General features: G+C 72.6%; 21 protein-coding genes. 7 read left to right on the forward strand and 14 right to left on the reverse strand.

Annotated features, from left to right (window positions below):
• Nucleotides 1–15: 15 nt before the first annotated feature.
• From C9F11_RS08490 to C9F11_RS08500, 3 genes are read right to left on the reverse strand one after another with little or no spacing between them, the layout of a single operon-like run.
• Nucleotides 16–798 carry a 3-oxoacyl-ACP reductase gene (locus C9F11_RS08490; RefSeq protein ID WP_138958667.1) on the reverse strand — a complete coding sequence of 261 codons (783 nt, stop codon included), beginning with the start codon at nucleotides 796–798 and terminating at the stop codon, nucleotides 16–18.
• Nucleotides 795–2165 (reverse strand): aldehyde dehydrogenase family protein, encoded by a 1371-nt coding sequence (locus C9F11_RS08495; RefSeq protein WP_138966242.1) that lies wholly within the window; start codon nucleotides 2163–2165, stop codon nucleotides 795–797. The genes C9F11_RS08490 and C9F11_RS08495 overlap by 4 nt, the downstream gene beginning before the upstream one ends.
• Nucleotides 2166–2173: 8 nt before the next feature.
• The gene (locus tag C9F11_RS08500) at nucleotides 2174–3538 is read right to left on the reverse strand and encodes a glutamine synthetase family protein (RefSeq protein ID WP_138958668.1); all 1365 of its coding nucleotides are present in this window, start codon (nucleotides 3536–3538) and stop codon (nucleotides 2174–2176) included.
• 78 nt (nucleotides 3539–3616) lie between these two features.
• Between C9F11_RS08500 and C9F11_RS08505 the strand changes: the two genes are divergently transcribed.
• The 3 genes from C9F11_RS08505 to C9F11_RS08515 all read left to right on the forward strand — a co-directional run bounded on the left by C9F11_RS08505 (nucleotide 3617) and on the right by C9F11_RS08515 (nucleotide 6746).
• The gene (locus C9F11_RS08505; protein ID WP_138958669.1) at nucleotides 3617–4342 is read left to right on the forward strand and encodes an FCD domain-containing protein; all 726 of its coding nucleotides are present in this window, start codon (nucleotides 3617–3619) and stop codon (nucleotides 4340–4342) included.
• Nucleotides 4343–4566: 224 nt separating this feature from the next.
• Nucleotides 4567–6018: an ethanolamine permease gene (gene eat / locus C9F11_RS08510; protein ID WP_138958670.1), complete on the forward strand. Its 1452-nt coding sequence runs from the start codon at nucleotides 4567–4569 to the stop codon at nucleotides 6016–6018.
• Nucleotides 6019–6041: 23 nt separating this feature from the next.
• Complete coding sequence (locus C9F11_RS08515) at nucleotides 6042–6746, forward strand: gamma-glutamyl-gamma-aminobutyrate hydrolase family protein (protein WP_138958671.1); 705 nt, start codon at nucleotides 6042–6044, stop codon at nucleotides 6744–6746.
• Nucleotides 6747–6817: 71 nt separating this feature from the next.
• Here the strand turns inward: C9F11_RS08515 and C9F11_RS08520 are convergent, their stop codons facing one another.
• Entirely contained in the window at nucleotides 6818–7777 is a 960-nt protein-coding gene (locus tag C9F11_RS08520) for a LysR family transcriptional regulator (RefSeq protein ID WP_138958672.1), read from the reverse strand.
• Nucleotides 7778–7847: 70 nt separating this feature from the next.
• Between C9F11_RS08520 and C9F11_RS08525 the strand changes: the two genes are divergently transcribed.
• Nucleotides 7848–8960: a TDT family transporter gene (locus C9F11_RS08525; protein ID WP_138958673.1), complete on the forward strand. Its 1113-nt coding sequence runs from the start codon at nucleotides 7848–7850 to the stop codon at nucleotides 8958–8960.
• On the opposite strand, the gene C9F11_RS08530 is transcribed toward C9F11_RS08525, so the two are convergent.
• From C9F11_RS08530 to C9F11_RS08545, 4 genes are all read right to left on the reverse strand, one after another.
• Nucleotides 8929–9666 carry a helical backbone metal receptor gene (locus tag C9F11_RS08530; RefSeq protein WP_138958674.1) on the reverse strand — a complete coding sequence of 246 codons (738 nt, stop codon included), beginning with the start codon at nucleotides 9664–9666 and terminating at the stop codon, nucleotides 8929–8931. The genes C9F11_RS08525 and C9F11_RS08530 overlap by 32 nt on opposite strands.
• Before the next feature lie 3 nt (nucleotides 9667–9669).
• On the reverse strand, nucleotides 9670–10245 hold the full coding sequence (locus tag C9F11_RS08535; protein WP_138958675.1) for an XRE family transcriptional regulator: 576 nt from the start codon (nucleotides 10243–10245) through the stop codon (nucleotides 9670–9672).
• Between the two features lie 453 nt (nucleotides 10246–10698).
• The gene (locus tag C9F11_RS08540) at nucleotides 10699–13317 is read right to left on the reverse strand and encodes an ABC transporter permease/substrate binding protein (protein WP_138958676.1); all 2619 of its coding nucleotides are present in this window, start codon (nucleotides 13315–13317) and stop codon (nucleotides 10699–10701) included.
• Nucleotides 13310–14518, reverse strand: a complete 1209-nt coding sequence (locus C9F11_RS08545) for a glycine betaine/L-proline ABC transporter ATP-binding protein (protein ID WP_138958677.1) — start codon at nucleotides 14516–14518, stop codon at nucleotides 13310–13312. Before C9F11_RS08545 ends, C9F11_RS08540 begins: the two co-directional genes overlap by 8 nt.
• A 285-nt stretch (nucleotides 14519–14803) precedes the next feature.
• Between C9F11_RS08545 and C9F11_RS08550 the strand changes: the two genes are divergently transcribed.
• Both C9F11_RS08550 and C9F11_RS08555 read left to right on the forward strand, forming a co-directional pair.
• Nucleotides 14804–15718: a 5'-3' exonuclease gene (locus tag C9F11_RS08550; RefSeq protein ID WP_138966244.1), complete on the forward strand. Its 915-nt coding sequence runs from the start codon at nucleotides 14804–14806 to the stop codon at nucleotides 15716–15718.
• A 58-nt stretch (nucleotides 15719–15776) separates the two neighbouring features.
• Nucleotides 15777–16610: a siderophore-interacting protein gene (locus C9F11_RS08555; RefSeq protein WP_138958678.1), complete on the forward strand. Its 834-nt coding sequence runs from the start codon at nucleotides 15777–15779 to the stop codon at nucleotides 16608–16610.
• Between the two features lie 71 nt (nucleotides 16611–16681).
• Here C9F11_RS08555 and C9F11_RS08560 read toward each other — a convergent pair whose 3' ends face one another.
• Entirely contained in the window at nucleotides 16682–17260 is a 579-nt protein-coding gene (locus C9F11_RS08560) for a GNAT family N-acetyltransferase (RefSeq protein WP_138958679.1), read from the reverse strand.
• Nucleotides 17261–17367: 107 nt separating this feature from the next.
• Between C9F11_RS08560 and C9F11_RS08565 the strand changes: the two genes are divergently transcribed.
• Entirely contained in the window at nucleotides 17368–18315 is a 948-nt protein-coding gene (locus C9F11_RS08565; RefSeq protein ID WP_138958680.1) for a pseudouridine synthase, read from the forward strand.
• A 31-nt stretch (nucleotides 18316–18346) separates the two neighbouring features.
• Here C9F11_RS08565 and C9F11_RS08570 read toward each other — a convergent pair whose 3' ends face one another.
• The 5 genes from C9F11_RS08570 to C9F11_RS08590 form a co-directional block, all read right to left on the reverse strand.
• Nucleotides 18347–19759: a cytochrome P450 gene (locus tag C9F11_RS08570; protein ID WP_249402152.1), complete on the reverse strand. Its 1413-nt coding sequence runs from the start codon at nucleotides 19757–19759 to the stop codon at nucleotides 18347–18349.
• Nucleotides 19760–19895: 136 nt separating this feature from the next.
• A complete protein-coding gene (locus tag C9F11_RS08575; protein ID WP_138958682.1) occupies nucleotides 19896–20525 on the reverse strand; it encodes an ATP/GTP-binding protein in 630 nt (209 codons plus the stop codon).
• Entirely contained in the window at nucleotides 20506–20925 is a 420-nt protein-coding gene (locus C9F11_RS08580) for a DUF742 domain-containing protein (RefSeq protein WP_138958683.1), read from the reverse strand. The genes C9F11_RS08575 and C9F11_RS08580 overlap by 20 nt, the downstream gene beginning before the upstream one ends.
• Nucleotides 20922–21329, reverse strand: coding sequence for a roadblock/LC7 domain-containing protein (locus tag C9F11_RS08585; protein ID WP_138958684.1), 408 nt, complete (start codon nucleotides 21327–21329; stop codon nucleotides 20922–20924). The genes C9F11_RS08580 and C9F11_RS08585 overlap by 4 nt, the downstream gene beginning before the upstream one ends.
• A complete protein-coding gene (locus C9F11_RS08590; RefSeq protein WP_138958685.1) occupies nucleotides 21326–22954 on the reverse strand; it encodes an ATP-binding protein in 1629 nt (542 codons plus the stop codon). Before C9F11_RS08590 ends, C9F11_RS08585 begins: the two co-directional genes overlap by 4 nt.
• Nucleotides 22955–23531: the final 577 nt, after the last annotated feature.

Below are 23531 nucleotides of genomic sequence, written 5' to 3' on the forward strand. Positions count from 1 at the left end.
TGGCCTCTGGGTGAACTACTGGGGCGTGACGTACGCCCCGGAGATGCCGCCGTCGACGAGGAAGTCCGTGGCGTTCACGAACGCGGAGTCGTCGCTGGCGAGGAAGGCGACCGCGGCGGCGATCTCCTGGGCCTCGGCGAAGCGGCCCACCGGGATGTGCACCAGGCGGCGCGCGGCGCGCTCGGGGTCCTTGGCGAACAGCTCCTGGAGCAGCGGGGTGTTCACCGGGCCCGGGCACAGCGCGTTCACGCGGATGCCCTCGCGGGCGAACTGCACGCCGAGCTCGCGGGACATCGCGAGCACGCCGCCCTTGGACGCGGTGTACGAGATCTGCGAGGTCGCGGCGCCCATCCGGGCCACGAAGGAGGCCGTGTTGATGATGGAGCCCCTGCCCTGGCGCCGCATGTAGGGGATGGCGGCCTTGCAGCACAGGAACACGGAGGTGAGGTTGACCTCCTGGACGCGCTTCCAGGCCTCCAGGCCGGTGTCCAGGATGGAGTCGTCGTCGGGCGGCGAGATCCCCGCGTTGTTGAAGGCGATGTCGACCGAGCCGTAGGTGTCGTACGCCGTCTTGAACAGCGCCTCGACCTGCTCGGCGTCGGTGACGTCGACCTTCACGTACGTCCCGCCGACCTCCTCGGCGGCCTTCTTGCCCGCGGTGTCGTCGATGTCGCCGCACACCACGTGCGCGCCCTCGGAGGCGAGGCGGCGTGCGGTGGCGAGGCCGATGCCGCTGCCGGCGCCGGTGATGACGGCGGTGCGGCCGACGAGGCGGCGGCAGACAATCTCTTCGGTCACTGGGCGGGCCCTTCCGTGCTGATGAAGACGTTCTTGGTTTCGGTGAAGGCGGCGAGCGCGTCCGGGCCGAGCTCGCGCCCGAGCCCGGACTGGCCGTAGCCGCCGAAGGGGGTCCAATAGCGCACGCTGGAGTGCGAGTTGACGGACAGGTTGCCTGCCCGCACGGCCTGGGACACGCGCAGCGCCCGGCCCACGTCCCGGGTCCAGATGGAGCCCGAGAGGCCGTACTCGGTGGCGTTGGCGAGGCGGACCGCGTCGGCCTCGTCCTCGAAGGGCAGCACGACCGCGACCGGCCCGAAGACCTCCTCGACGGCGACCGGCGACGTGGGCCCGGCGTCGGTGAGGACGGTCGGCGGGAACCAGAAGCCGGGCCCTTCGGGGGCGCTGCCGCGGATGCCCGCCCCCGGGGGCACGTACGACCGCACCCGGTCCAGCTGGGCCCGCGAGATCAGCGGGCCCATCTGGGTCTTCTCGTCGGCCGGGTCGCCGACGACGTACGACTCGACCAGGGGCGTCAGGAGCTCGACGAAGCGGTCGTACACGGAGCGCTGCACGAGGACGCGGGTGCGGGCGCAGCAGTCCTGGCCCGAGTTGTCGAGGAACGAGCCGGGGGCGGCGAGGGCGGCGGCCTCCACGTCGGCGTCGGCGAAGACGATGTTGGGGCTCTTCCCGCCGAGTTCGAGGGTCACGCGCTTCACGCGGTCCGCGCACTTGGCCATGATCTGCTTGCCGACGCGGGTGGAGCCGGTGAACACGATCTTGGCGACGCCGGGGTGCTCGACGAGCGCGTTCCCGGCGACGGCGCCCTCGCCGGGCAGGACCTGGAAGAGGCCCTCGGGAAGGCCCGCCTCCAGGGCGAGTTCGGCCAGCCGCAGGGCGGTCAGCGGGGTGGTCTCGGCGGGCTTGAGGACGACCGCGTTGCCCGCCGCGAGGGCCGGGGCGGTGCCCCAGGCGGCGATGGGCATCGGGAAGTTCCAGGGCGCGATGACGCCGATGACGCCGAGGGGTTCGAGGATCGTGACGTCGAGGCCGCCGGGGACGGGGATCTGGCGGCCGTTGAGGCGCTCGACGCCGCCCGCCGCGTAGTCGAACAGGTCGCGGGCGTTGCCCGCCTCCCAGCGCGCGTTGCCGATGACGTGCCCGGCCTCGCGGACCTCCAACCGGGCGAGTTCCTCGATGTGGCCGTCGATGACGGCGGCGAAGCGGCGCAGCAGGCGCGCCCGGTCGGCCGGGGCGACGGCGGCCCACGCGGCCTGCGCGGTGACGGCGCGGGCGACGGCCGCGTCGACGTCGGCCGGGCTCGCGGCGGGGACCGTCGCGACGACGTCCTCCGTCGCCGGGTTCAGTACCTGGAGTTCTTCGAGCAAGACGTGCCTCACATGCGTTCGAAGGAGCGGCGCAGCTCCCAGTCGGTCACCGCGGAGTCGAAGGCGTCCAGCTCGACCCGCGCCATGTTGCGGTAGTGCGCGACGACCTCGTCGCCGAACGCGGCCTTGGCGACGGGGCTGTTCTCCCACAGCTCGGCGGCCTCGCGCAGCGTCGTCGGGACGTGTTCGTAGTCGGCGGTGTAGGCGTTGCCCGTGCACGCCTCGGGCAGTTCGAGGCGCTGCTCGATGCCGTACAGGCCCGCCGCGACCAGGCCCGCGACCGCCAGGTGCGGGTTGACGTCACCGCCGGGCAGCCGGTTCTCGAAGCGCAGCGAGCGGCCGTGGCCGACGACGCGCAGGGAGCAGGTGCGGTTGTCGTAGCCCCAGGCGGCCGCGGTCGGCGCGAAGGAGCCGGGCTGGAAGCGCTTGTACGAGTTGATGTGGGGCGCGTAGAGGAGGCTGAAGTCGCGCAGCGCCACGAGCTGCCCGGCGAGGAAGTGGCGCATGACGGGCGACATGCCGCCGGGCCCGTCCCCGGCCATGGCGTTGTTGCCGTCGGCGTCCTGGAGCGAGAGGTGGATGTGACAGGAGTTGCCCTCGCGCTCGTTGTACTTCGCCATGAAGGTGATCGACACGCCTTCCTGGGCGGCGATCTCCTTGGCGCCGGTCTTGTACAGCGCGTGCTGGTCGCAGGTGACGAGGGCCTCGTCGTAGCGGAACACGATCTCGTGCTGACCCGGGTTGCACTCGCCCTTGGCGGACTCCACCGTCAGGCCCGCGCCCGCCATCTCGTTGCGGATGCGGCGCAGGAGCGGCTCGATGCGGCCGGTGCCGAGGACGGAGTAGTCGATGTTGTACTGGTTGGCCGGGGTCAGGCCCTGGTAGCCCGCGTCCCAGGCCTGCTCGTAGGTGTCCTTGAAGACGATGAACTCAAGCTCCGTGCCGACGTGCGCGCTGTAGCCGTGCTCGGCGAGCCGCTCCAGCTGGCGGCGCAGGATCTGGCGCGGGGCCGCGACCACGGGTGAGCCGTCGTTCCAGGCCAGGTCGGCGATGAGCAGGGCGGTGCCCTCGTGCCAGGGCAGGCGGCGCAGGGTGGACAGGTCGGGGCGCATGGCGAAGTCGCCGTAGCCCCGGTCCCAGGAGGACATCGCGTAGCCGTCGACCGTGTTCATCTCCGTGTCGACGGCCAGGAGGTAGTTGCAGCCCTCCGTGCCGTGCTCCAGGACCTCGTCCAGGAAGAACGGGGCGGCGAACCGCTTGCCCTGGAGCCGCCCTTGCATGTCGGGGAAGGCCAGGACGACAGTGTCGATCTCGCCGCTCGCCACGAGGGCACGCAGCTCCTCGACACCGAGCGGGGGTGTGCGGTCTGCCACGGGAAAAGCCTCCTTGGGTCAGCCGAGTGGCCATAAGGTATGGGCAAGAACCATTGCTTGGGAAGGGGGTACGGGCAGATGTCCCACGCGCGGGGCGAGGATCGCCTCATTCAGGTGCTGCGACCGGTCCGGGCGGGCAACGGCTTCGAGGAGGCCCTGGAGCAGATCCTCCAGGTGGTCCGCCTCGGCCTGGTGCCCGGCGGCGAACGGCTGCCCGCGGAGCGGGAGTTGGCCGATCTGCTCGGCATCAGCCGGGTCACGCTGCGCGAGGTCCTGAAGGTGCTCCAGGACCAGGGCCTGGTCGAGTCGCGGCGCGGGCGCTACGGCGGCACCTTCGTGCGCCCGCGCGCCGGGGCGCCGGGCGAGGCCGAGCTGCGCCGCCGGGTCACCGACGTGGACGTGGAGGACGCGCTGCGCTTCCGCGAGGTGCTCGAAGTGGGCGCGGCGGGCCTGTGCGCGGCGCACGGCCTCACCGCCGAGCAGACCGGCCGGCTGCGCGAGGCCCTGGCCCGCACCCATGACGCGCCGCTCGCCGACTACCGCCGCCTGGACACCCTGCTGCACCTCACGCTCGCCGAGCTGTCCGGCTCCCCCACGCTGGCCGCGCAGTACGCGGCGGTCCGCGCGACGGTCAACGACCTGCTCGACTGCATCCCCCTGCTCGTGCGCAACCTGGAGCACTCGCAGCGCCAGCACACCGCCCTCGTGGAGGCCGTGCTCGACGGCGACGCGGACGGGGCGCGGGAGATGATGCGCGAGCACTGCGCGGGCACGGCGGCGCTGCTGCGGGGATTCCTGACCTGAGCCGCGGGCGCGCGGGCACCCTCGCGCGGGCCGGACGAGCGCCCCTTCGCGGGCCGGACGAGCGGACCCCCTGCGGGCCGGACGAGCGGACCCCCTGCGGGCCGGACGGTTAACCAGCACGTTACGCACGGGTCTTGCTTTCTGTCCGCCCGCACCGCGAAGGTATGCCTCCACACCGCAAAGGTATGCCGTCAATCCATTGAATCCCGCAGGGGGAGCCCCGCATGAGCCTGGAGTCCACGGAACCGCCGAAGGCGCGCGCCGCCGAAGGCGACGACTATCTGGAGCGGCGCGCCCTGCGCCGCGGCAACGCGGGATGGGTGCTGCTCACCGGCCTCGGCGTCGCCTACGTCGTCTCCGGCGACTACTCGGGCTGGAACTCCGGCCTGAAGGAGGGCGGTTTCGGCGGCCTGGCCATCGCGATGGCGCTCATGGGCGTGATGTACACCTGCATGGTCTTCTCGCTCGCGGAGCTGTCGTCCGTCCTGCCGACGGCGGGCGGCGGCTACGGCTTCGCGCGCCGCGCCCTCGGCCCCTGGGGCGGCTTCCTGACCGGCACGGCGATCCTCATCGAGTACATCCTCGCGCCCGCCGCGATCTCCATCTTCATCGGCGACTACGTGGAGTCGCTCGGCCTCTTCGGCCTGGAGTCGGGCTGGCCGGTCTACCTCGCCTGCTTCGTGATCTTCATCGGCATCCATCTGTGGGGCGTCGGCGAGGCGCTGCGGTTCAGCTTCGTGGTCACGGGCATCGCGGTGGCGGCGCTCCTGGTGTTCGCGGTCGGCGCGTTCATGGACTTCGACGGCTCGAAGCTCAACGACATCCCCGTGGACCACGACGCCTTCGGCGCCACCTCGTGGCTGCCGCTCGGGATCCTGGGCATCTGGGCGGCGTTCCCGTTCGGCATGTGGTTCTTCCTGGGCGTGGAGGGCGTACCGCTCGCGGCCGAGGAGACGAAGGACCCGGCGCGCACGCTGCCGCGGGCGATCCGCTGGTCGATGCTCATCCTGGTCGCGCTCGCGCTCCTGACGTTCTTCGCCTCGGCCGGCGCGCGCGGCTCCGCCGCCCTCCAGTCGACCGGCAATCCGCTGGTGGACGCGCTCCAGCCGGACGGCGAGCGCACGGGCCTGAGCCGCGTCATCAACTACGCGGGCCTCGCGGGCCTCGTCGCCTCCTTCTTCTCCCTGATCTACGCCGGTTCGCGCCAGCTCTTCGCCCTGTCCCGGGCGGGCTACCTGCCCCGCTTCCTGTCCCTGACGAGCAGCCGCAAGGCGCCCTACCTGGGGCTGCTCGTGCCGGGCGCGATCGGCTTCTCGCTCGCCGCCGCCAGCGGCGACGGCGCCCGCATGCTGAACGTGGCGGTCTTCGGCGCGACCATCTCGTACGCCCTGATGTCGCTCTCCCACATCGTGCTGCGCCGCCGCGAGCCGGGCCTGGAGCGGCCCTACCGCACGCCCGGCGGGATCCTGACCTCCTCGGTGGCGCTCGCCCTCGCCTGCGCCGCCCTGGTGGCGACGTTCCTGGTGGACGTCACGGCGGCGTTCATCGCGCTCGGCGTGTACGGAGTGGCGATCGCGTACTTCGGCCTGTACAGCCGCAAGCATCTGGTGGCGCGGGCACCGGAGGAGGAGTTCGCGGCCCTGGCCGCGGCAGAGGCCGAACTGGAACGGAACTAGCGCGAGTGCAGAGGGAGCAGAAGGTGAACGGGAACGGCAAGCGTCCGCTGATCGGCGTGAGCACCTATCTGGAGGCCGAGGCGCGCTGGGGCGTGTGGACGCTGCCCGCCGCGCTGCTGCCCGCCGGGTATCCGCGCCTGGTGCAGGCGGCGGGCGGCCTCGCGTCGATGCTGCCGCCGGACGACCCCGCGTACGCGGCGGACGTCGTGGCCCGCCTCGACGGCCTGGTCGTCGCGGGCGGCCCCGACGTGGAACCGGCCCACTACGGCGCCGCGCGCGAGGACCGCACGGGCCCGCCCGCGAGGGAGCGGGACGCCTGGGAACTCGCCCTGATCCGGGCCGCCCTGGCCGCGGGCACGCCCCTGCTCGGCATCTGCCGCGGCATGCAGCTCCTCAACGTCGCCCTGGGCGGCACCCTGATCCAGCACCTGGACGGCCACGCGAAGGCCCCCGGCGTCTTCAGCACGCACGCGGTCACGCCGGTCCCCGGCACGCGGTACGCCGCGGCCGTGCCCGACGCGGCCACGGACGTGCCCACGTACCACCACCAGGCGGTGGACCGCCTCGGCCGGGGCCTGCTGGCCTGCGCCCACGCGGACGACGGCACGGTCGAGGCCGTCGAACTGCCGGGCCCCGCCTGGGTCCTGGGCGTGCAGTGGCACCCGGAGGCGGGCACGGACACCCGGGTGATGGAGGCGCTGGTACGGGCCGCGGCAGCGCGCGGCTGAGCGCTCGGCCGACGGTACCGCGCCGGGCGGCCGCGGGCCCGTTGTAGCTGGTCGCGCAGTTCCCCGCGCCCCTACGGGGCACTCCCCCGCGTGAGCCCGAGCAGCTCCCGCGCGGGCCCGGCAGGCACGTGCCCGGTCGGCCACACGGCCCGCAGCTCGCGGCGCAGCCGCACCCCCTCCACCGCCACCCGCACCAGACGGCGGGCGGCCAACTCGTCACCGAGGGCCAACTCGCTGACCACAGCGGGCCCGGCCCCGCTCACGGCGGCCGACTTCACCGCGGTGGTGGAGGACAGCTCCATGAGCGGCGCCGCGAGCCCGCCGAGGGCCGTGTCCAGGACCTGCCGGGTGCCGGAGCCGCGCTCGCGCAGGATCAGCGGGGTCCCGGCGAGCTCCGGGGCGGCGAGCGGCGCGCGCCGCCGCGCCCAGGGGTGGCCGGGCGCGACCACCACGATCAGCCGGTCGTGCCCGATCACCGCCGCGTCCAGGCCGGTCGGCACCTTGAGGCCCTCCACGAACCCCAGGTCCGCGTCGCCGCCGAGGAGCCGCTGCGCGACCTCGGCGGAGTTGCCCGCGAGCAGGGAGACGGCCGTGTCCGGGCGCCGGGCGCGCAGCGCGATCAGCCAGCCGGGCAGCAGGTACTCGGCGATGGTCATGCTCGCGGCCACCCGCAGGCGCGAGTCCCTGCGGTCCCGCAGCGCCTGCGCGCCCGCGTCGAAGGCCTCGGCCGCCTCCACGACCCGCCGCGCCCAGTCGGTGACGAGGGCGCCCGCCTCCGTCAGCCGCGAGCCGCGCGGGGAGCGGTCCACCAGCGCCACGCCGAGCTGCCGCTCCATGGACCTCACGCGCCCGCTCGCGGCGGGCTGGGAGATGCCGAGCTCCCGCGCCGCCCGGCCCAGGCTGCCGAGCCGGGCCACGGCGAGCAGCAGCTCCAGGGCCGCCAGGTCCGGCACCCGGTGCGCGAGCGGCACCCCCGGCACGGGGTCCGAAGGGCCGGTCCGGTCCGGCGGGGGCGACGACGCTGAGCTCATAACTCCAGGTTATGCCCTCATAGCTCCAAGATCTCTGGTGGGCCGGGCCGCCGGAGCGCACCGTGGAGTCATGGTCACCGCAGCACACAGTCGCCCCCGGGTGCGCCCCGGCACCCCGCTCGCCGCCGTCCGGCACCTCGGCCCCAACTGGTACGCGTCCGTCATGGGCACCGCGATCATCGCCAACGCGGGCGTCGCGCTGCCGTACGACGTACCGGGTCTGCGCACGGCCTGCGCCGCCGTGTGGGCGCTGTCCCTGCTGATGCTGACCGTGCTCCTGCTCGCGCGCGCCGCGCACTGGGCGCACCACCGGGACCAGGCCCGCGCCCATCTCCTCGACCCGGCCGTGGCGCCGTTCTACGGCTGTCTGTCCATGGCCCTGCTCGCGGTCGGCGGCGCCACCCTGCTCGTCGGCCGGGACTGGATAGGCGTCGGCGCGGCGGTCGTCCTCGACACGGTCCTGTTCACCGCCGGGGCGGCGCTCGGCCTCGTGGCCGCGGTCGCCATCCCGTACCTGATGGTGGTCCGGCACGAGATCGCCGCCGACCAGGCGTCCCCGGTGTGGCTCCTTCCCGTCGTGGCCCCCATGGTCGCCGCGGCCCTCGGCCCGCTGCTCGTGCCCCATCTGCCGCCCGGCCAGGCCCAGCGGGCCCTGCTCTACGCCTGCTTCGCGATGTTCGGCGTCAGCCTGCTCGCCACCCTGGTGATGCTTCCGCTGATCTTCGCCCGCCTGGTCACCGGGCCCCCGCTGCCCCTCGCGCTCACCCCCACCGTCTTCCTGGTCCTCGGCCCCCTCGGCCAGTCCACGACCGCAGCGAACAAGTTCGCCGACGTGGCCCAGGGCGTCCTGCCCGCCCCCTACGACCAGGGCTTCGCGGTCTTCGCCGTGCTGTACGGCGTCCCGGTGCTCGGCTTCGCCCTGATGTGGCTGGCCCTCGCGACCGCGATGGTGGTCCGCGCCCGGCGCGCGGGCATGGGCTTCGCGATGACCTGGTGGGCCTTCACCTTCCCCGTCGGCACCTGCGTCACCGGTGCCGCGGGCCTGGGCCGGCACACCGGTCTCGCCGCCTACGACTGGCTGGCCGTAGCCCTCTTCGCCGTCCTCGTGACCGCGTGGTCGGTGGCCCTGGTGCGGACGGCCCGGGGCCTGCTCAGCGGACGGCTGCTCGCAGCGCCGCGCTGAGCACCCCCGGCGCCTCGCGCAGCGACGGTCCGTACCAGGTGAGGTGGCGCCCGCTGACCAGTGCGGCGGGCGTCCCCGCGAAGGCCTCGGGGCCGTCGTCGGGCGTGAAGCGGTACGGCTCGTCCGGGAGCACCACCAGGTCGGGGCCCGCGGCGCGCAGCTCGTCGAGCGGGACGCGGGGATAGCGCTCGGCGTGCGCCGCCCAGGCGTTGTCGACGCCCAGGCGCGCGAGCAGGTCCCCCGCGAACGTGTCGCGGCCGAGCACCATCCAGGGCCGCCGCCAGATCGGCACGGCCGCGCGCAGCCGGGCGGCCTGCCGCGGCGGGTCGTCCCAGGCGTCCTCGGCCTCGGCGAGCCACCGCGGCCGGGCGGGACCGCCGCAGGCGGCGAGCGCCCGGGACAGCTCACGGAACGCCTGCTCCAGGCCGCGCACCTCCGTGACCAGGACCTCCAGGCCCGCGGCGCGCAGGGCGGCCAGATCGGCGGGGCGGTTCTCCTCCTCGTTGGCGAGCACCAGGTCGGGGGCGAGCGCCACGACCGCGGGGACGTCCGGGTTCTTCGTGCCGCCGATCCTCGCCACGCCGAGGTCGTCGAGGTCCGCCGGGTGGCTGCACCACGCGGTGGCGCCGACCAGGGCGCCCGGCACCGTCACGGCGACCGCTTCGGTCAGGGACGGCACCAGGGAGACCACCCGGGCGGCGGGCATCGCTCAGCGCCGCCCCGCGTCCAGGGCCTCGATGTGGTCGCCCACCGCGACGACGAGCACCCGCGCGTCGGCGGCCGTGGCCCGCCAGCGGTGCCGCACGCCGCCCGTCAGATACAGGGAGTCCCCGCGCCCGAGGCGGTAGGCGCGGCCCTCGGCCTCGACCTCGACGGCGCCCGCGATGACGTACATCAGCTCGTCGTTGCGGTGCTGGAACTCGCGGCCCTCGTCGTGGTCGCCCAGGTACTCGAAGGCGTGCAGCTGGTGGTGGCCGCGCACCAGGTCCCGTACGTGCGTCTCGCAGGTGCCGCCCGCCAGGCTCACCTCGTCGTCGGCGCGCACCAGATCGACCGTGCCGGTCGGGTCGGCGGCGGCGAGCAGTTCCACGGCGGTGGTGCCGAGCGCGTCCGCGACCCGCTCCAGGGAGCGCATGCTGGGGCGGGCCCGCTCGTTCTCGACCTGGCTCAGGAACGGCACCGACAGGCCGCTGCGCCGGGAGACGACCGCGAGGGTGAGCTCCAGCTGACGGCGGCGCCGCCGTACGGCCGAGCCCACCCGGAGGTTTTCCTTGTGCTCGTCCATCGCCTCGGCTCCCTTCTTCTCTTGCGCGCTTGGGCCGACTCGGGCGAGCCAGTGCCTTCACCCTGATGGGTTTTCTGCACCCTACGCATGTTCGCCAAACGGTTTTACCCAGTTGGGCGGTCCGTGTGCAGGTTCCAGCCGGGCGCTGGGGCGCGCGCCGTCGCGGGTTGACCGCGCCGCGCGCTCGTCGTCCAACGCCCCTCGGACCGGAAATCGTCGCCGCAGGGCCCGCCGGACCGCAACTCCGGCAACTCCCGGGCCCGCCCGGCGCACCTTCTCCGCCCTCGTCGGGCCGCGTCCGGGCACGCGTACGCCCGCCCACCCGTCCCGAAGCGGGCGGGTGGGCGGGCGTGAATCCGCCGCGAAGCGACGGGGCACCACGACGGCGCGGACTGCTTCAAGCCGTCGGCCACGCCGTCGGCGGGGCCGAAGGCCGGGCGGCCCGGCCGTCGGCTACTGCGGAGTCATCCGGTCCGGGACCTCCGGGTGCTCCTTCAGCCAGGCGGCGACGGCCTGCTCCTCGTGGCCCTTGCCGCGCTTCTTGATCTCGTTCTCCAGACCCGCGAGCTCCGACTCGCTCATCTTGAACTTCTTGAACCACTTCGTGAGCTGCGGGTACTGCTCGGGGAACTTCTTGCTGGTGATCGTGCGGATCGTGTCGCCCTTGCCGAAGGCGCCCTTGGGGTCCTTCAGCTTGGTCAGGCCGTACTCGCTGTACGCCCAGTGCGGCGACCACAGCAGCACCGCGACCGGCTCCTTCTTGGCGTACGCGCGCTTGAGCTCGGCGAGCATCGCGGGCGTCGAACCGCTGGCGATCTTGTACTCGCCGTTCAGCCCGTAGCCGGGCATGACCTCGTCCTTGAGCTTCTGCATGACGCCGGTGCCCGGCTCGATACCGACGATCTTGCCGCCGAACGTGCCGCCCTTGCCCTTGAGGTCGTCGAGCGACTTGACGCCCTTGACGTAGGACGGCACGGCGACTTCCAGGGACGTCGGGCTGTACCAGGTGCCCATGTCGACGAGGTTGTCCTTGTGCTTGTCCCAGTAGTTCTTCTGAGTACTGGGCAGCCAGGCGTCGAAGTTCACGTCGATGTCGCCCTGCGCGAGGCCGGTGTAGACCGGACCGACGTCGGACTGCGACAGCTTCATCTTGTAGCCGCGCCGCTCCAGGACGTTCTTCCACAGGTACGTGACGGCCACGTCCTCGTCCCAGGGGAACCAGGCGACGTTCAGGGTCCGCTTGGCCTCGGCCGGAGCCGCGCCCTTGCCCGCGGCCACCGGGGCCCACTTGTCGACCAGGCCGGGGTTCTTCTCCAGCCAGGCCCGCACGGCCTGCTGCTGGTTGCCCTTGCCCGCCTTGTTGATCTCCGCCTCAAGACCCGTGAGCTGCTTCTCGCTCATCTTGAAGTCCTTGAGCCACTCGGCGACCTCGGGGTGATCGCCGCCGAAGCCCTTGCGGGACAGGGTGTGCACGCCGTCGCCCTTGCCCCAGGCGCCCTTGGGGTCCTTGAGCTTCTTCAGGTCGAACTCGCTGTACGCCCAGTGCGGCGACCACAGGGTCACGACGATGGGCTGCTTCTTGGCGTACGCGCGCTTGAGCTCGGCGAGCATCGCGGGCGTGGAGCCGTCGACGACGTCGAAGTCCTTCTCCAGGCCGTACGCCTTGAGCACCTCGTCCTTGAGCAGCTTCATCATGCCCGCACTGGACTCGATGCCGATGACCTTGCCCTTGAAGGTGCCCTTCTTGCTCTTGAGGTCCTCCAGGGAGTCGACGTCCTTCATGTACGAGGGGACGGTCAGCTCCAGGGACGTCGGCCCGTACCAGCGGCCGAGGTCGTCCAGCTTGTCGCCGTACTTCTCCCAGTACGAGGCGTGCGTGGTCGGCAGCCAGGAGTCCGTCTGGAAGTCGATGCCGCCCTGGGCGAGCGAGGTGTAGAGCGGGCCCGCGTCGAGCTGCTTGGCGTTCACCTTGAAGCCGCGCTGCTCCAGGATCTCCTTCCACAGGAAGGTGGAGGCGACGCCCTCGTCCCAGGGGATGTAGCCGACGTTCAGCTGCTTGCCGTGGCCGACGTTCTTGCCGTCCGCGGCGGTGGTCGCGTCGTCGTCCGAGCCGCCGAAGACGCCCACGCCGCCCGCGACGAGCGCGAGGACGACGACGCCGATCACCGCGAAGGCCGGGCGCGGCCGGTAGCTCCACAGCTTCAGGCCCTGCGCGGCACGTGCCTTGGCGGCGGCGCGGCGGCCGAGCGGGGAGACCTGGGTCCCCAGGGACGCGGTCATGCGGTCCAGGTAGATCGCGAGGATCACGATGGAGACGCCGGACTCGGCGCCGAGGCCGACGTCCAGCTGGCCGATGGACTCGTTCACGTCGGCGCCGAGGCCGCCGGTGCCGACCATGCCCGCGATGGCGGCCATGGACAGACCGAGCATGATGACCTGGTTGACACCGGCCATGATCGTCGGGAGCGCGAGCGGCAGCTGGACGCGGAACAGCACGTTGCGCGGTGTCGTACCGAACGCCTCGGCCGCCTCGACCAGCTCCTTGTCGACCTGGCGGATGCCCAGCTCGGTCATGCGCACGCCGGGGGCCAGGGCGAAGATCAGGGTCGCGACGATGCCCGCCGGGCCGCCCATGCCGAAGAACAGGATGGCCGGGATGAGGTAGATCATCGCGGGCAGCGTCTGCATCAGGTCGAGCACCGGCCGCAGCAGCGCGCTGACCCGGTTCGAGCGGGCCGCCCAGATGCCGAGCGGCACCGAGACGACCAGGGCGATGATCGTCGCCACGAGCACCAGGGACAGCGTGATCATCGCGTTGTCCCACAGTTCGAGGGAGTCGATGAACGCGAAGCCGACGAAGGTGAGGGCTCCCGCGGTCAGCCCGCGCAGCCAGAACGCCACGACGGCGAAGATGCCCGCGAGGAGCAGCGGCTCGGGCGCCTGAAGGACGTCGATGATCGTGTCGTTCATGCCGCTGAGCACGGACTCGATGAAGCTGAACAGCCAGTCGAGGTGTTTCGTGAGCCAGTCGACCGCGTCGTTGACCCAGTCGCCGAGATGAATCCTAGGCACCGCTGCTCACCTTGCCCACGCTCTTGCCGCCGTCGTCCCCGGCGTTCCGCCCGTCCTCGACCGCGTCGCCCGCGGCCGCGGCCGCGGCCTTGACCTGCTCCGGTATGACGGCACTCACGGCGGGCTCCTGCTGCGTGGCCGGCTCCCCGAGCACGGCAAGCAGCCGCGCCCGCGGTACGACGCCGACGAGCGCCCCGTCCGCGCCGGTCACGGCGACGGCGACGCCGCTGGTGGAGCACGGCGTGAACAGCTCGATGATCGGGGTGTCCTCGGCCACCGTCGCGGGCGCGGCCTTGAAGACGTCGGCGGCGGTGCGCAGCTCGGTGCCCTCGGGCGTCGTGGTCCCGTACACGGTCTCCGGGTCGGCCATGATGGCGCCCGCGGTCAGCACCCGGGCGCGGTCGACGTCCTGCGTGAACGCGGCGACGTAGTCGTTGGCCGGGGTGACCAGGATGTCCTCGGCGCTGCCGGTCTGGACGATGCGGCCGTCGCGCATGACGGCGATCTGGTCGCCGAGGCGCATGGCCTCGTTCAGGTCGTGGGTGATGAAGACGATGGTCTTCTTCAGCGTCTTCTGGAGTTCGAGGAGCTGGTCCTGCATGTCGCGCCGGATCAGCGGGTCGAGGGCGCTGAACGACTCGTCCATGAGCAGCAGGTCGGCGTCCGTGGCCAGGGCGCGGGCCAGGCCCACGCGCTGCTGCATACCGCCGGACAGCTCGTCGGGCCAGGACTTCTCCCAGCCCTTGAGCCCGGCGAGTTCGAGCGCCTCGGTGGCCCGGCGCTCGCGCTCCGCGCGCGGCAGGCCCTGGACCTCGAGGCCGTACGCGGCGTTCTCCAGCACGCTGCGGTGCGGGAACAGCGCGAAGTGCTGGAACACCATGCTGATCTTGCGGGACCTGACCTCGCGCAGCTCGCGAGGGCTGAGCTTCGTCAGGTCCTGGCCGTCGAAGAGCACCTGCCCGGCCGTCGGTTCCGAGAGCCCGTTGAGCATGCGCAGCAACGTGGACTTGCCGGATCCGGAGAGACCCATGACGACGAAGATCTGGCCCGGCTCGACGGTGAAGGACGCGTCGACCACCGCGGCGGTGGTCCCCTCGGCGCGCAGTTCCTCACGGTCGGCTCCGGCGCGGAGCCTGGTCACCGCGTCGTCGGGTCGTCTGCCGAACACTTTGTACAAGTGCTCGGCTTGCAGCCTGGACACATACACCTCTCGGGTCGAACGAAGACGGCCCGCCTCCCCCGCCGGCGGGCCGTGGAGCGACACGGGATCGCCCGTTCACCCGTCAAGAAGTTGAAAACGAGACGGGTCGCTCCGCGTGCGCGCCTGCCCCCGCCGCCACCACCCAAACCAGGAAGTGTCCCAGGTCACAAAAGGCCACACTTGTCCCGAGTGCCGGTTCCCGGCCGGGCGGCCCTGGGGCGCCCCCGCGAAGCCCCGCCGCCCGTGCGGCAAGATGCACTCGTGACCCACCAAACCCGACGGCTCATGCTGCTCGACACGGCGTCCCTGTACTTCCGGGCCTACTTCGGCGTCCCCGAATCCGTGAAGGCCCCGGACGGCACCCCGGTCAACGCGGTCCGCGGCCTGCTCGAATTCATCACCCGCCTCGTCCAGGACCACCGCCCGGACGACCTGGTCGCCTGCATGGACGCGGACTGGCGCCCGCACTGGCGCGTGGAGCTGATCCCCTCGTACAAGGCGCACCGCGTGGCGCAGGAGTCCCCGCAGGTCTCCGCGGCCCCGGACGTCGAGGAGACCCCGGACACCCTCTCCCCCCAGGTGCCGGTCATCGAGGAGGTCCTGGACGCCCTCGGCATCGCCCGCGTCGGCGTGGCGGCGTACGAGGCGGACGACGTGATCGGCACCTATGCGGCCCGCGCCACCGGCCCGGTCGACATCGTCACGGGCGACCGCGACCTGTTCCAGCTGGTCGACGACGCGCGCGGGATCCGCGTCCTGTACCCGCTCAAGGGCGTCGGCACCCTCCAGATGACGGACGAGGCCCTGCTGCGCGAGAAGTACGGCGTGAACGGTCCGGGCTATGTGGACCTGGCCCTGCTGCGCGGCGACCCCAGCGACGGTCTGCCCGGCGTGCCCGGCATCGGCGAGAAGACCGCGGCGAAGCTGCTCGACGCCTTCGGCGACCTGGCCGGGATCATGGCGGCGGTGGACGACCCGAAGTCCAAGCTGACGCCGTCGCAGCGCAAGCGCCTGGACGAGGCCCGTCCGTACGTGGCCGTCGCGCCGACGGTGGTGCGGGTCGCGAGCGACGTGCCGCTGCCGGATGTGGACGTCGCGCTTCCGCACGCGCCGCGCGATCGGGCCGCCCTGGACGCGCTCGCCGCCCGCTGGGGCCTCGGCGGTTCGCTCGGCCGACTGCTGACCACGCTCGAGGCGTGAGCAAGGGCCGGATGTTAGGTTAGGTGAACCTAACAAGCTGGATCAGGGGAGGCACACCATGGCAGAGCGGCCCGCACGCAAGAGTCCCACGCCTCATGTCGCGCAGGTCGTCCGCACCGAACGGCTCACCCCCCATATGCAGCGGGTGGTCCTCGGCGGCGACGGCCTGGCGGAGTTCACGACCGGCGACTGCACCGACCACTACGTGAAGCTCCTGTTCGCCCCCGCGGGCGTGACCTACCCCGAGCCGTTCGACCTCCAGCGCATCCGCGAAGAGCTGCCGCGCGAGCAGTGGCCCGTCACCCGTACGTACACCGTGCGCTGGTGGGACCCCAAGACGCGCGAGCTGGCCCTGGACTTCGTCGTCCACGGCGACCAGGGCCTCGCCGGGCCCTGGTCGCTGCGCGCCGAGCCGGGCGACACGGTGCGCCTGCTCGGCCCCGGCGGGGCCTACGCCCCGGACCCGGCCGCCGACTGGCATCTGATCGCCGGTGACGAGAGCGCGCTGCCCGCGATCGCCGCCGCCCTCGAAGCCCTGCCGGAGGGCTCCGAGGTGCGCGCCTTCGTGGAGGTCGAGGGCCCCGAGGAGGAGCAGGTCATCGCCACCGGCGCGGAGGTCGTCTGGCTGCACCGCGCGGGCCGCCCGGTCGGCCAGGCCCTGGTCGAGGCCGTGCGCGCCCTGGACTTCCCCGCGGGCACCCCGCACGTCTTCGTGCACGGCGAGGCGGGCTTCGTGAAGGAGCTGCGCCGCGTCCTGCGCGTCGAGCACCAGATCCCGCGCGAGCGCCTGTCCATCTCCGGCTACTGGCGCCTCGGCCACAACGAGGACGGCTGGCAGGCCTCCAAGCGCGACTGGAACGCCCAGGTGGAGGCCGAGCAGGAAGCGGCCTGACCGCCGCGCTCCGCCTCCGCCCCTCCCCCGGCACCCGGGCCGTACCCCTCCCCCGCGGGGTACGGCACCGGCTACGCGCGGATCCGCGCGTGCAGATGCATGTCGTGCCAGCCGTCCCCGTGCAGGACCGCGCTGCGCTGGACGCCCTCGGCGACGTAGCCCGTCTTCAGGGCCACGCGGCAGGACGCCTCGTTGAGCGTGGAGTGGCGCAGTTCGAGGCGGTGGAAGCCGAGGCCGTCGAAGGCCCAGGTGGTCAGCGCCGACACCGCGCGCGGGGCCACGCCCCGGCCGCGGGCGCGCGGCATGGTCCAGTAGGCCATCTCCGCCTGGCCGTCGATGAAGTTGATCATGCGCAGGGCGACCCGGCCGAGGACCTCGTCGGTGTCCGCGTCGACGGCGGCCCACTGGGCGCTGGTCTCCTCCTCGTACTCCGTGCGCCAGGTCTCCAGCCACTGGCGGACCTCCTCCTCGGAGTCGGCCACGCGCGCGTGCCAGCGCTGGAGGACGGGGTCCTGGAAGGCCTCGTAGACGGCGGGCGCGTCCTTGGCGGCCCAGGGGCGCAGAAGGAGGCCGCCGGAGGCGGGCAGGGTCGGCTGCGCCCGGCCCGCGAGGGCGCCGGGCTCGACCGCGTTCGAGATCATGAAGGGCATGCCCCTCATAGTGCTGCCGGAGCCCGGCGCGGCACAGCGGTTTTCGCCACCGGATCCGGGCCGCCCCGCGGGCCGCGCCCCTCGACCGCCCCGTACGCTGGGCCGACGTGAGACGAAAGCCGCGCGTGCCCCCGGCACCGCTCCCCCAGCGCGACGGCGTCGACCCGGTGCGGGTGCGCCTCCCGGCGGACGGCACCTGGGCGACCGTGCGCGACCACCTCGTGGCGCGGCTCGCCGCCGAACCGGGTGTCGTGGACCGGATGCTGCGCGAGGGCCGGATCGTCGGCGCCGACGGCACGCCGCTCGCCCCGGACACCCCGTACGCCGCGGGCCTGTACGTGTGGTTCCACCGGGATCTGCCCGCCGAGCCCCGGGTGCCGGGCGCCCTCACCGTCGTCTACCGCGACGAGCACATCGTCGTCGCCGACAAGCCGCACTTCCTCGCGACCATGCCGCGCGGCAGCCACGTGACGCAGACCGCGCTCGCCCGGCTCCGCGCCGACCTCGGCATTCCCGCGCTCGGCGCCGCGCACCGCCTGGACCGGCTCACCGCCGGGCTGCTGCTCCTCACCGTGCGGCCCGAGGAGCGCGGCGCGTACCAGACCCTCTTCGCCGACCGGCGGGTGCACAAGGAGTACGAGGCCGTGGCCGCGTACGACCCGGCCGTCGCGCTGCCCCGCACCGTCCGCAGCCACATCGTGAAGGAGCGCGGCGTGCTCGCCGCCTACGAGGTGCCGGGCGCCGGGCCGAACAGCGAGAGCCGCGTCGAACTGCTCGCGCACGACGGCCGCATCGGGCGCTACCGGCTCGTCCCGCACACCGGCCGCACCCATCAGCTGCGCGTCCACATGAACGCCCTCGGCCTGCCCCTGCTCGGCGACCCGCTCTACCCGGCGGTGCTCCCGGCGGTGGCGCCGGACGACTTCCGGCGCCCGCTGCAACTCCTCGCCCGCTCCCTGGAGTTCACGGACCCGCTCACGGGCGCGGCGCACCGCTTCGTCAGCGAGCGGACCCTGGACGCCTGGTCGTCGTACGGGACGTGGGCCGACGGCTGAGCTACCGGAGCGGCCTCCGGCAGCCCCGGCTCTAGTAGCCCCGCCACCACTCCAGGAAGCGCCGCCACGCGCCCTTGCGGCGGGCCGGCGTCTGCGCGGCCGCCGGGGCCGCGGGGGCGTTCGCCGCGGGCTGCGGTGCCGGGACCGCGGGCGGAACCTGCGCCTCCGGCAGCGGCGACGACACCTCCCAGCTCGTGCGCGGCGTCGGCACCTGCGCCATGGGCCGGGCGGTGACGTCCTGCGGCGGCCGCTTGCCGAACGTCACCGGAAGCGACACCAGATGCCGGGACAGGATCGACGAGCGCCAGGACAACTCGTCCTCGTCCACGGCCAGTTCGACGTCGGGGAGCCGCATCAGGAGCGCGTCCACGCCGGTGTCGGCGATGGCGCGCCCGATGTCCTGGCCCGGGCACTCGTGCGGCCCGCCGCTGAAGGCGAGGTGGGAGCGGTTGCCCTGCATGTTGGCGGACAGGTCGGGGCGCACGACCGGGTCGACGTTGCCGGGCTGGATGCCGAGCAGGAGGCCGTCGCCCGCCTTGATCTGCTGGCCGCCGAGCTGGGTGTCCTGCTTGGCGAAGTAGCCGACCATCGCGCTGAACGGCGGTTCGTCCCACAGCGACTGCTCGACCGCCTCGGGGACGGTCATCTGGCCGCCGCTGAGCTGGGCGCGGAAGCGCGGGTCGGTGAGCACCATCCGCAGCACGTTCGCGATGAGGTTCGCCGTCGCCTCGTACGCGGCGATGAGCACGAGGCGCAGGTGCTCCGCCATCTCGGTGTCGGTGAGCTGCTGCGGCTGGGCGATGAGGGCGCTGGTGAAGTCCTCCTCGGGCTGGGTGCGGCGGCGCACCACGTGCCGGGTGAGGGCCTCCATCACGTACGCGTTGCTGGCGATGGCCGTCTCGGTGCCCTTGATCATGTCGCGGGCGGCCTGCACCATGCGGTCACTGTAGTCCTCGGGCATGCCGAGCACGTGCAGCATCACCATCATCGGCAGGTGCTCGGCGAACTGGCCGACCAGATCGGCCTCGCCCTTCTCGCAGATGCCGTTGAGGAGCTTGTTGCTGTAGCGGTTGATGTGGCGGCGGATGCCGCGGTGGTCGAGGCCCGCCATGGCGCCGGTGACCGCGCCGCGCAGCCGCTGGTGCTCGGCACCCTCGGCGAAGCTGCACATCGGCTGCCAGGTGAACACGGGCGCGAGCGGGTGGTCGGGCCCCGCCTTGCCCTCCTTGACGGCGCTCCACACGCGGGAGTCGCGGGTGTACTGCGAGGGCGTGCGCACCATGTGCAGGTTCTCGCTGTGGCCGAGGACCGCCCAGACGCGTACGTCGTTGTGGATCAGCGCGGGAGCCACGGGGCCGTGCTCGGCGCGCAGCTTCTCGTACACGCCCGCGAGGTCCTCGTCGGCCTCGGGTCCGTACAGGCGGCGCAGTCCGTCCGGGCCCAGCGACGCGCCGTGGTGCGCGGGGCAGCCGGGCGGCGCCGCGGTGCCGGCCGCGGGGCCGGACGAGGCGGGAGAGGGAGGTGAGGAGGGAGTCGTCACGGTGGTCGCTCCGGGGTCGCGAAGGGTCGTGCGGCCGGGCCTAGGCCCGGGCCATGGCGAGGGAGTGCAGATAGTGCATGAGGGTGAGGAGCGCGTCGCGGCTGGAGGAGCGCCGCCGCGCGTCGCAGTGCACGATCGGCACCTCCTTCTCCAGGTCGAGTGCCGTACGCAGGGCCTCGACGGGGTGCCGGGGCGCGTCCGGGAAGTCGTTCACGGCGATGATGAACGGGACGCCGCGCTCCTCCAGGCGGCCTATCACGTCGAAGCTCACTTCGAGGCGGCGCGTGTCGATGAGCACGACCGCGCCGAGCGCGCCTTCGAAGAGGCCGTTCCACAGGAACCAGAACCGCTCCTGGCCGGGAGTGCCGAACAGATACAGGACCAGTTCGTCGGAGATGCTGATGCGCCCGAAGTCCATGGCGACGGTCGTGGCGGTCTTGGTCTCGGAGCCGTAGTTGTCGTCGACGCCGATGCCGGCCTGCGTCATGGTCTCTTCGGTGGTCAGCGGGCGGATCTCGCTGACGGAGCCCACCATCGTGGTCTTGCCGACCCCGAAGCCGCCCACGATGACGATCTTCACCGCGGCGGCGGCCGTGGCGGGCAGGACGTCCTGCTCGCGCGGCCCGGCACAGGCGCCGGAGGTGAGCGTGTCAGAGCTTTTGAAGTCCATGCATCACCGCTTCGAGGAGGGAACGGTCGGGGAGCGCGGAGCGCACGAGCGGAGCGCGCGCCTGCACTAAGTCCGCCGCGAGCAGCTCCGTGAGGAGCACGGTCACCACGCTGAACGGCAGCACCAGATAGGCCGAGAGCTCCGCCACGGACAGCGGGGTCCGGCACAGGCGCAGCAGGGCGGAGTGCTCCGGCTGCGCCGTCGGCGACGGCTGTCCTTTGGCGACGATCAGCGTGACCAGGTCGAGCGGTGCCCGCTCGGAGTCCTCACCGGTGAGGATGTAGAGCCGGGCCGGGTTGGCGGCGGGCTCCTGGCTGCGGCGCTCCCGCTGCGCGGTTACCTCGGCCTGGAAGCGGGGGTCGTGGGGATCGTCGTACGGGGGGTCTTGCGGATGAGTCATACGGCCTGCCCGTCTCGCCGCGGCGGGCTCGTCAGGTGGGCGCCGATGCGCACGACGAGGTCCCGCATGCGGTTGCCGATCAGGCCCGCGTCCACGGTCTCGTCGGCGAGCACGGCCAGGAAGGCTCCGGCGCCCGCGGCCATCATGTAGAAGTAGCCGCCGTTGACCTCGATGATGACCATGCGCATCTTGCCGTCGCTCTCCGGGATCTCGGTGGCGACGGCCGCGGCGAGGCTCTGGAGTCCGGCGCAGGCGGCGGCGAGGCGGTCGGCGCCGTCCGGGTCGCCGCCGTGGCGTGCGATGCGCAGGCCGTCGGCGGAGAGCACCACGATCTGCCGGGTGCCGTGCACGCCGTCGGCGAGCTCCTTGAGCATCCAGTCGAAGTTGGCCCGCTGCTGGATCACTTCCAGCCCCCCTCGTCGGCGTGGTCGGTGCTGCCGTGGTCGTTCTCGGTGCGGTGGTGCTGCGGGGCCGCCGGGTCGTCCGGCCGGTCGGCCGGGTCCTCGCCGTTGACGCCCTTCATGAAGGCCTCGATCCACAGACCGGGCTCGGGCTCCTCCTTCTGGGCGGGCGGGCTGACGGCCTGCGGGGGCGCGGCGGCCATGGCCGCCTCGGCGCGCCGCTGTGCCTCCGCCTCCTGCGCGTAGCGCTGGCTGAGGGGCATCTTGACTCGACTCCTGCGCTGGGGAAGGCCGTTGGCCGTCCACTCGGTGACTTCGGGGATCTCGTCCTCCATGGACGCGGTGAGCGGCATGGAGGGGCGCGGCACGGTGGTGACCTTGCGCGGCTTCTTGCGCCGGATGTCGCGGGCCTCCTCGATGACCGTGCCGTCGGCGTTGACGCGCGGTACCGCGGAGGCGCCGATGCCGTGCGCGAGGCCGTGCGCGGGTTCGGCGGTGAGCATGTCGCGCGGCACGATGAGGACGGCGCGCACGCCGCCGTAGGCGGACTGCCGCAGGGAGACCTGCATGTCGTACATCTGCGAGAGCCGTCCCACGACCGCCATGCCGAGCCGCGGGGTCTCGCCGAGGTCGTTCAGGTCCATGCCCTGCTGGGCCTGTTCGAGCATGCGCTCGGCGCGGCCGCGGGCCTCCTCGCTGAGGCTGACGCCGCCGTCCTCGATCTCGATGGCGATGCCCGTCTGCACCTCGACCGCGGTGACGTGCACCCGGGTCTGCGGCGGGGAGTAGCGGGTGGCGTTGTCGAGGAGTTCGGCGCAGGCGTGGATGAGCGGCTCGACCTTGGTGCCGTGGATGGCGACCTTGGCGATGGAGTGCAGGTCGACGCGCTGGTACTCCAGGATGCGGGACATGGCGCCGCGCAACACGCTGAACAGCGGGACGGGCTTGGGCCACTGCCGGCCGGGCCGGGCCCCGCCGAGGACCGTGATCGAGTCGGCGAGACGGCCGATGAGGGCCGTGCCGTGGTCGATGCGCAGCAGGTCGTCGAAGACCTCGGGGTTGCGGCCGTGGAACTCCTCCATCTCACGGAGTTCCGCGGCCTGTTGGTGGACGATGGACTGCACGCGGCGGGCGATGTTGACGAAGGCGCGCTGGGCGTTCTCGCGCATCGCCTCCTCGCGGTCCAGGATGTCCAGGATAGAGCGAAGGAGCACGCGCTGCGAGAGCGGCAGACGGCGGTTGGTCTCGTCGCCGTCGATGACGTGGCGGACGACCTCAGAGGGAGCCTCGCCCTGCCGGACCCGGTAGAGGGTCTCGGGCAGCAGCTCCTGCCCGAGTCGTTCGGTGTCCTCGTCGACGGCCGCGATGCGCCGCTCCAGGTGGGCGACCCGCTCCGCGTGACTCCTGCGCAGCTCCCGGATGGTACGGGCGCGGCGTACGGCCTCGGCGCCCACGGCGATCACCACGAGCGTGGCGACGGCGCCGCACCAGGCCACGGCGGTCCGGGCCGGGGCCGCGACGGCGGCGACGGCGGCTCCGGTCGCCGCGGCCATCACCATGGCGGGCAGCAACAGCACGCGTGCGTAAGGGACTTCTCGGCCACCGGGAGGCGATTGAACACTCACCATGTATGCCCTCTGAACACTCGTCTTGGGGGGAGGAAGTTGGGGGAAGGGGGATGTGCACGGGGTGGTGCGTGGGGGTTCGGGTGATGTCTGGGAAATCTGGTGGTGCGCGGGGGTTCAGGTAGTACCTGGGAAAACGACGTGGTGCGCGGGGAGTTCGCCATGTGGGGGGAGTGCGTGGGGAGTTCTGCATGTGAAGGTGGTACAGGGGGGTTTGGACACATACAGGAAAGCGAAGTATCGAACTAGCAGCCATAAAGCGCGAACAAGTGCGCGAATCTGTCGCAACTCGTTCAACTCGTCGCGCTCCGGGCGAGCTTAGTCCGCTCGCATCACGCTGGAGTCATATTCGGCAACCCTCTGCGAGCGCCCGCCAACACGCCTACACTCAGCCCTATTTACACGTATCGCGATCACTCGAACGCATGCGGTGAGGGCGTCGAACGGCGGCGTGCGAGCGCCGCCGCCCCGCCCACCGCCGCACCCCGACCGCCTGTACGACCCCCGGCCTCCCCCGCGTGTACGAGGCCGACGTCAACCCCCGGCGCCGGTGACGGCCCCGGCCGGTACGCGAGTGGCC

Origin of the sequence: Streptomyces sp. YIM 121038 (assembly GCF_006088715.1) — a bacterium.
In the GTDB taxonomy this organism is placed as follows: Bacteria; Actinomycetota; Actinomycetes; order Streptomycetales; family Streptomycetaceae; genus Streptomyces.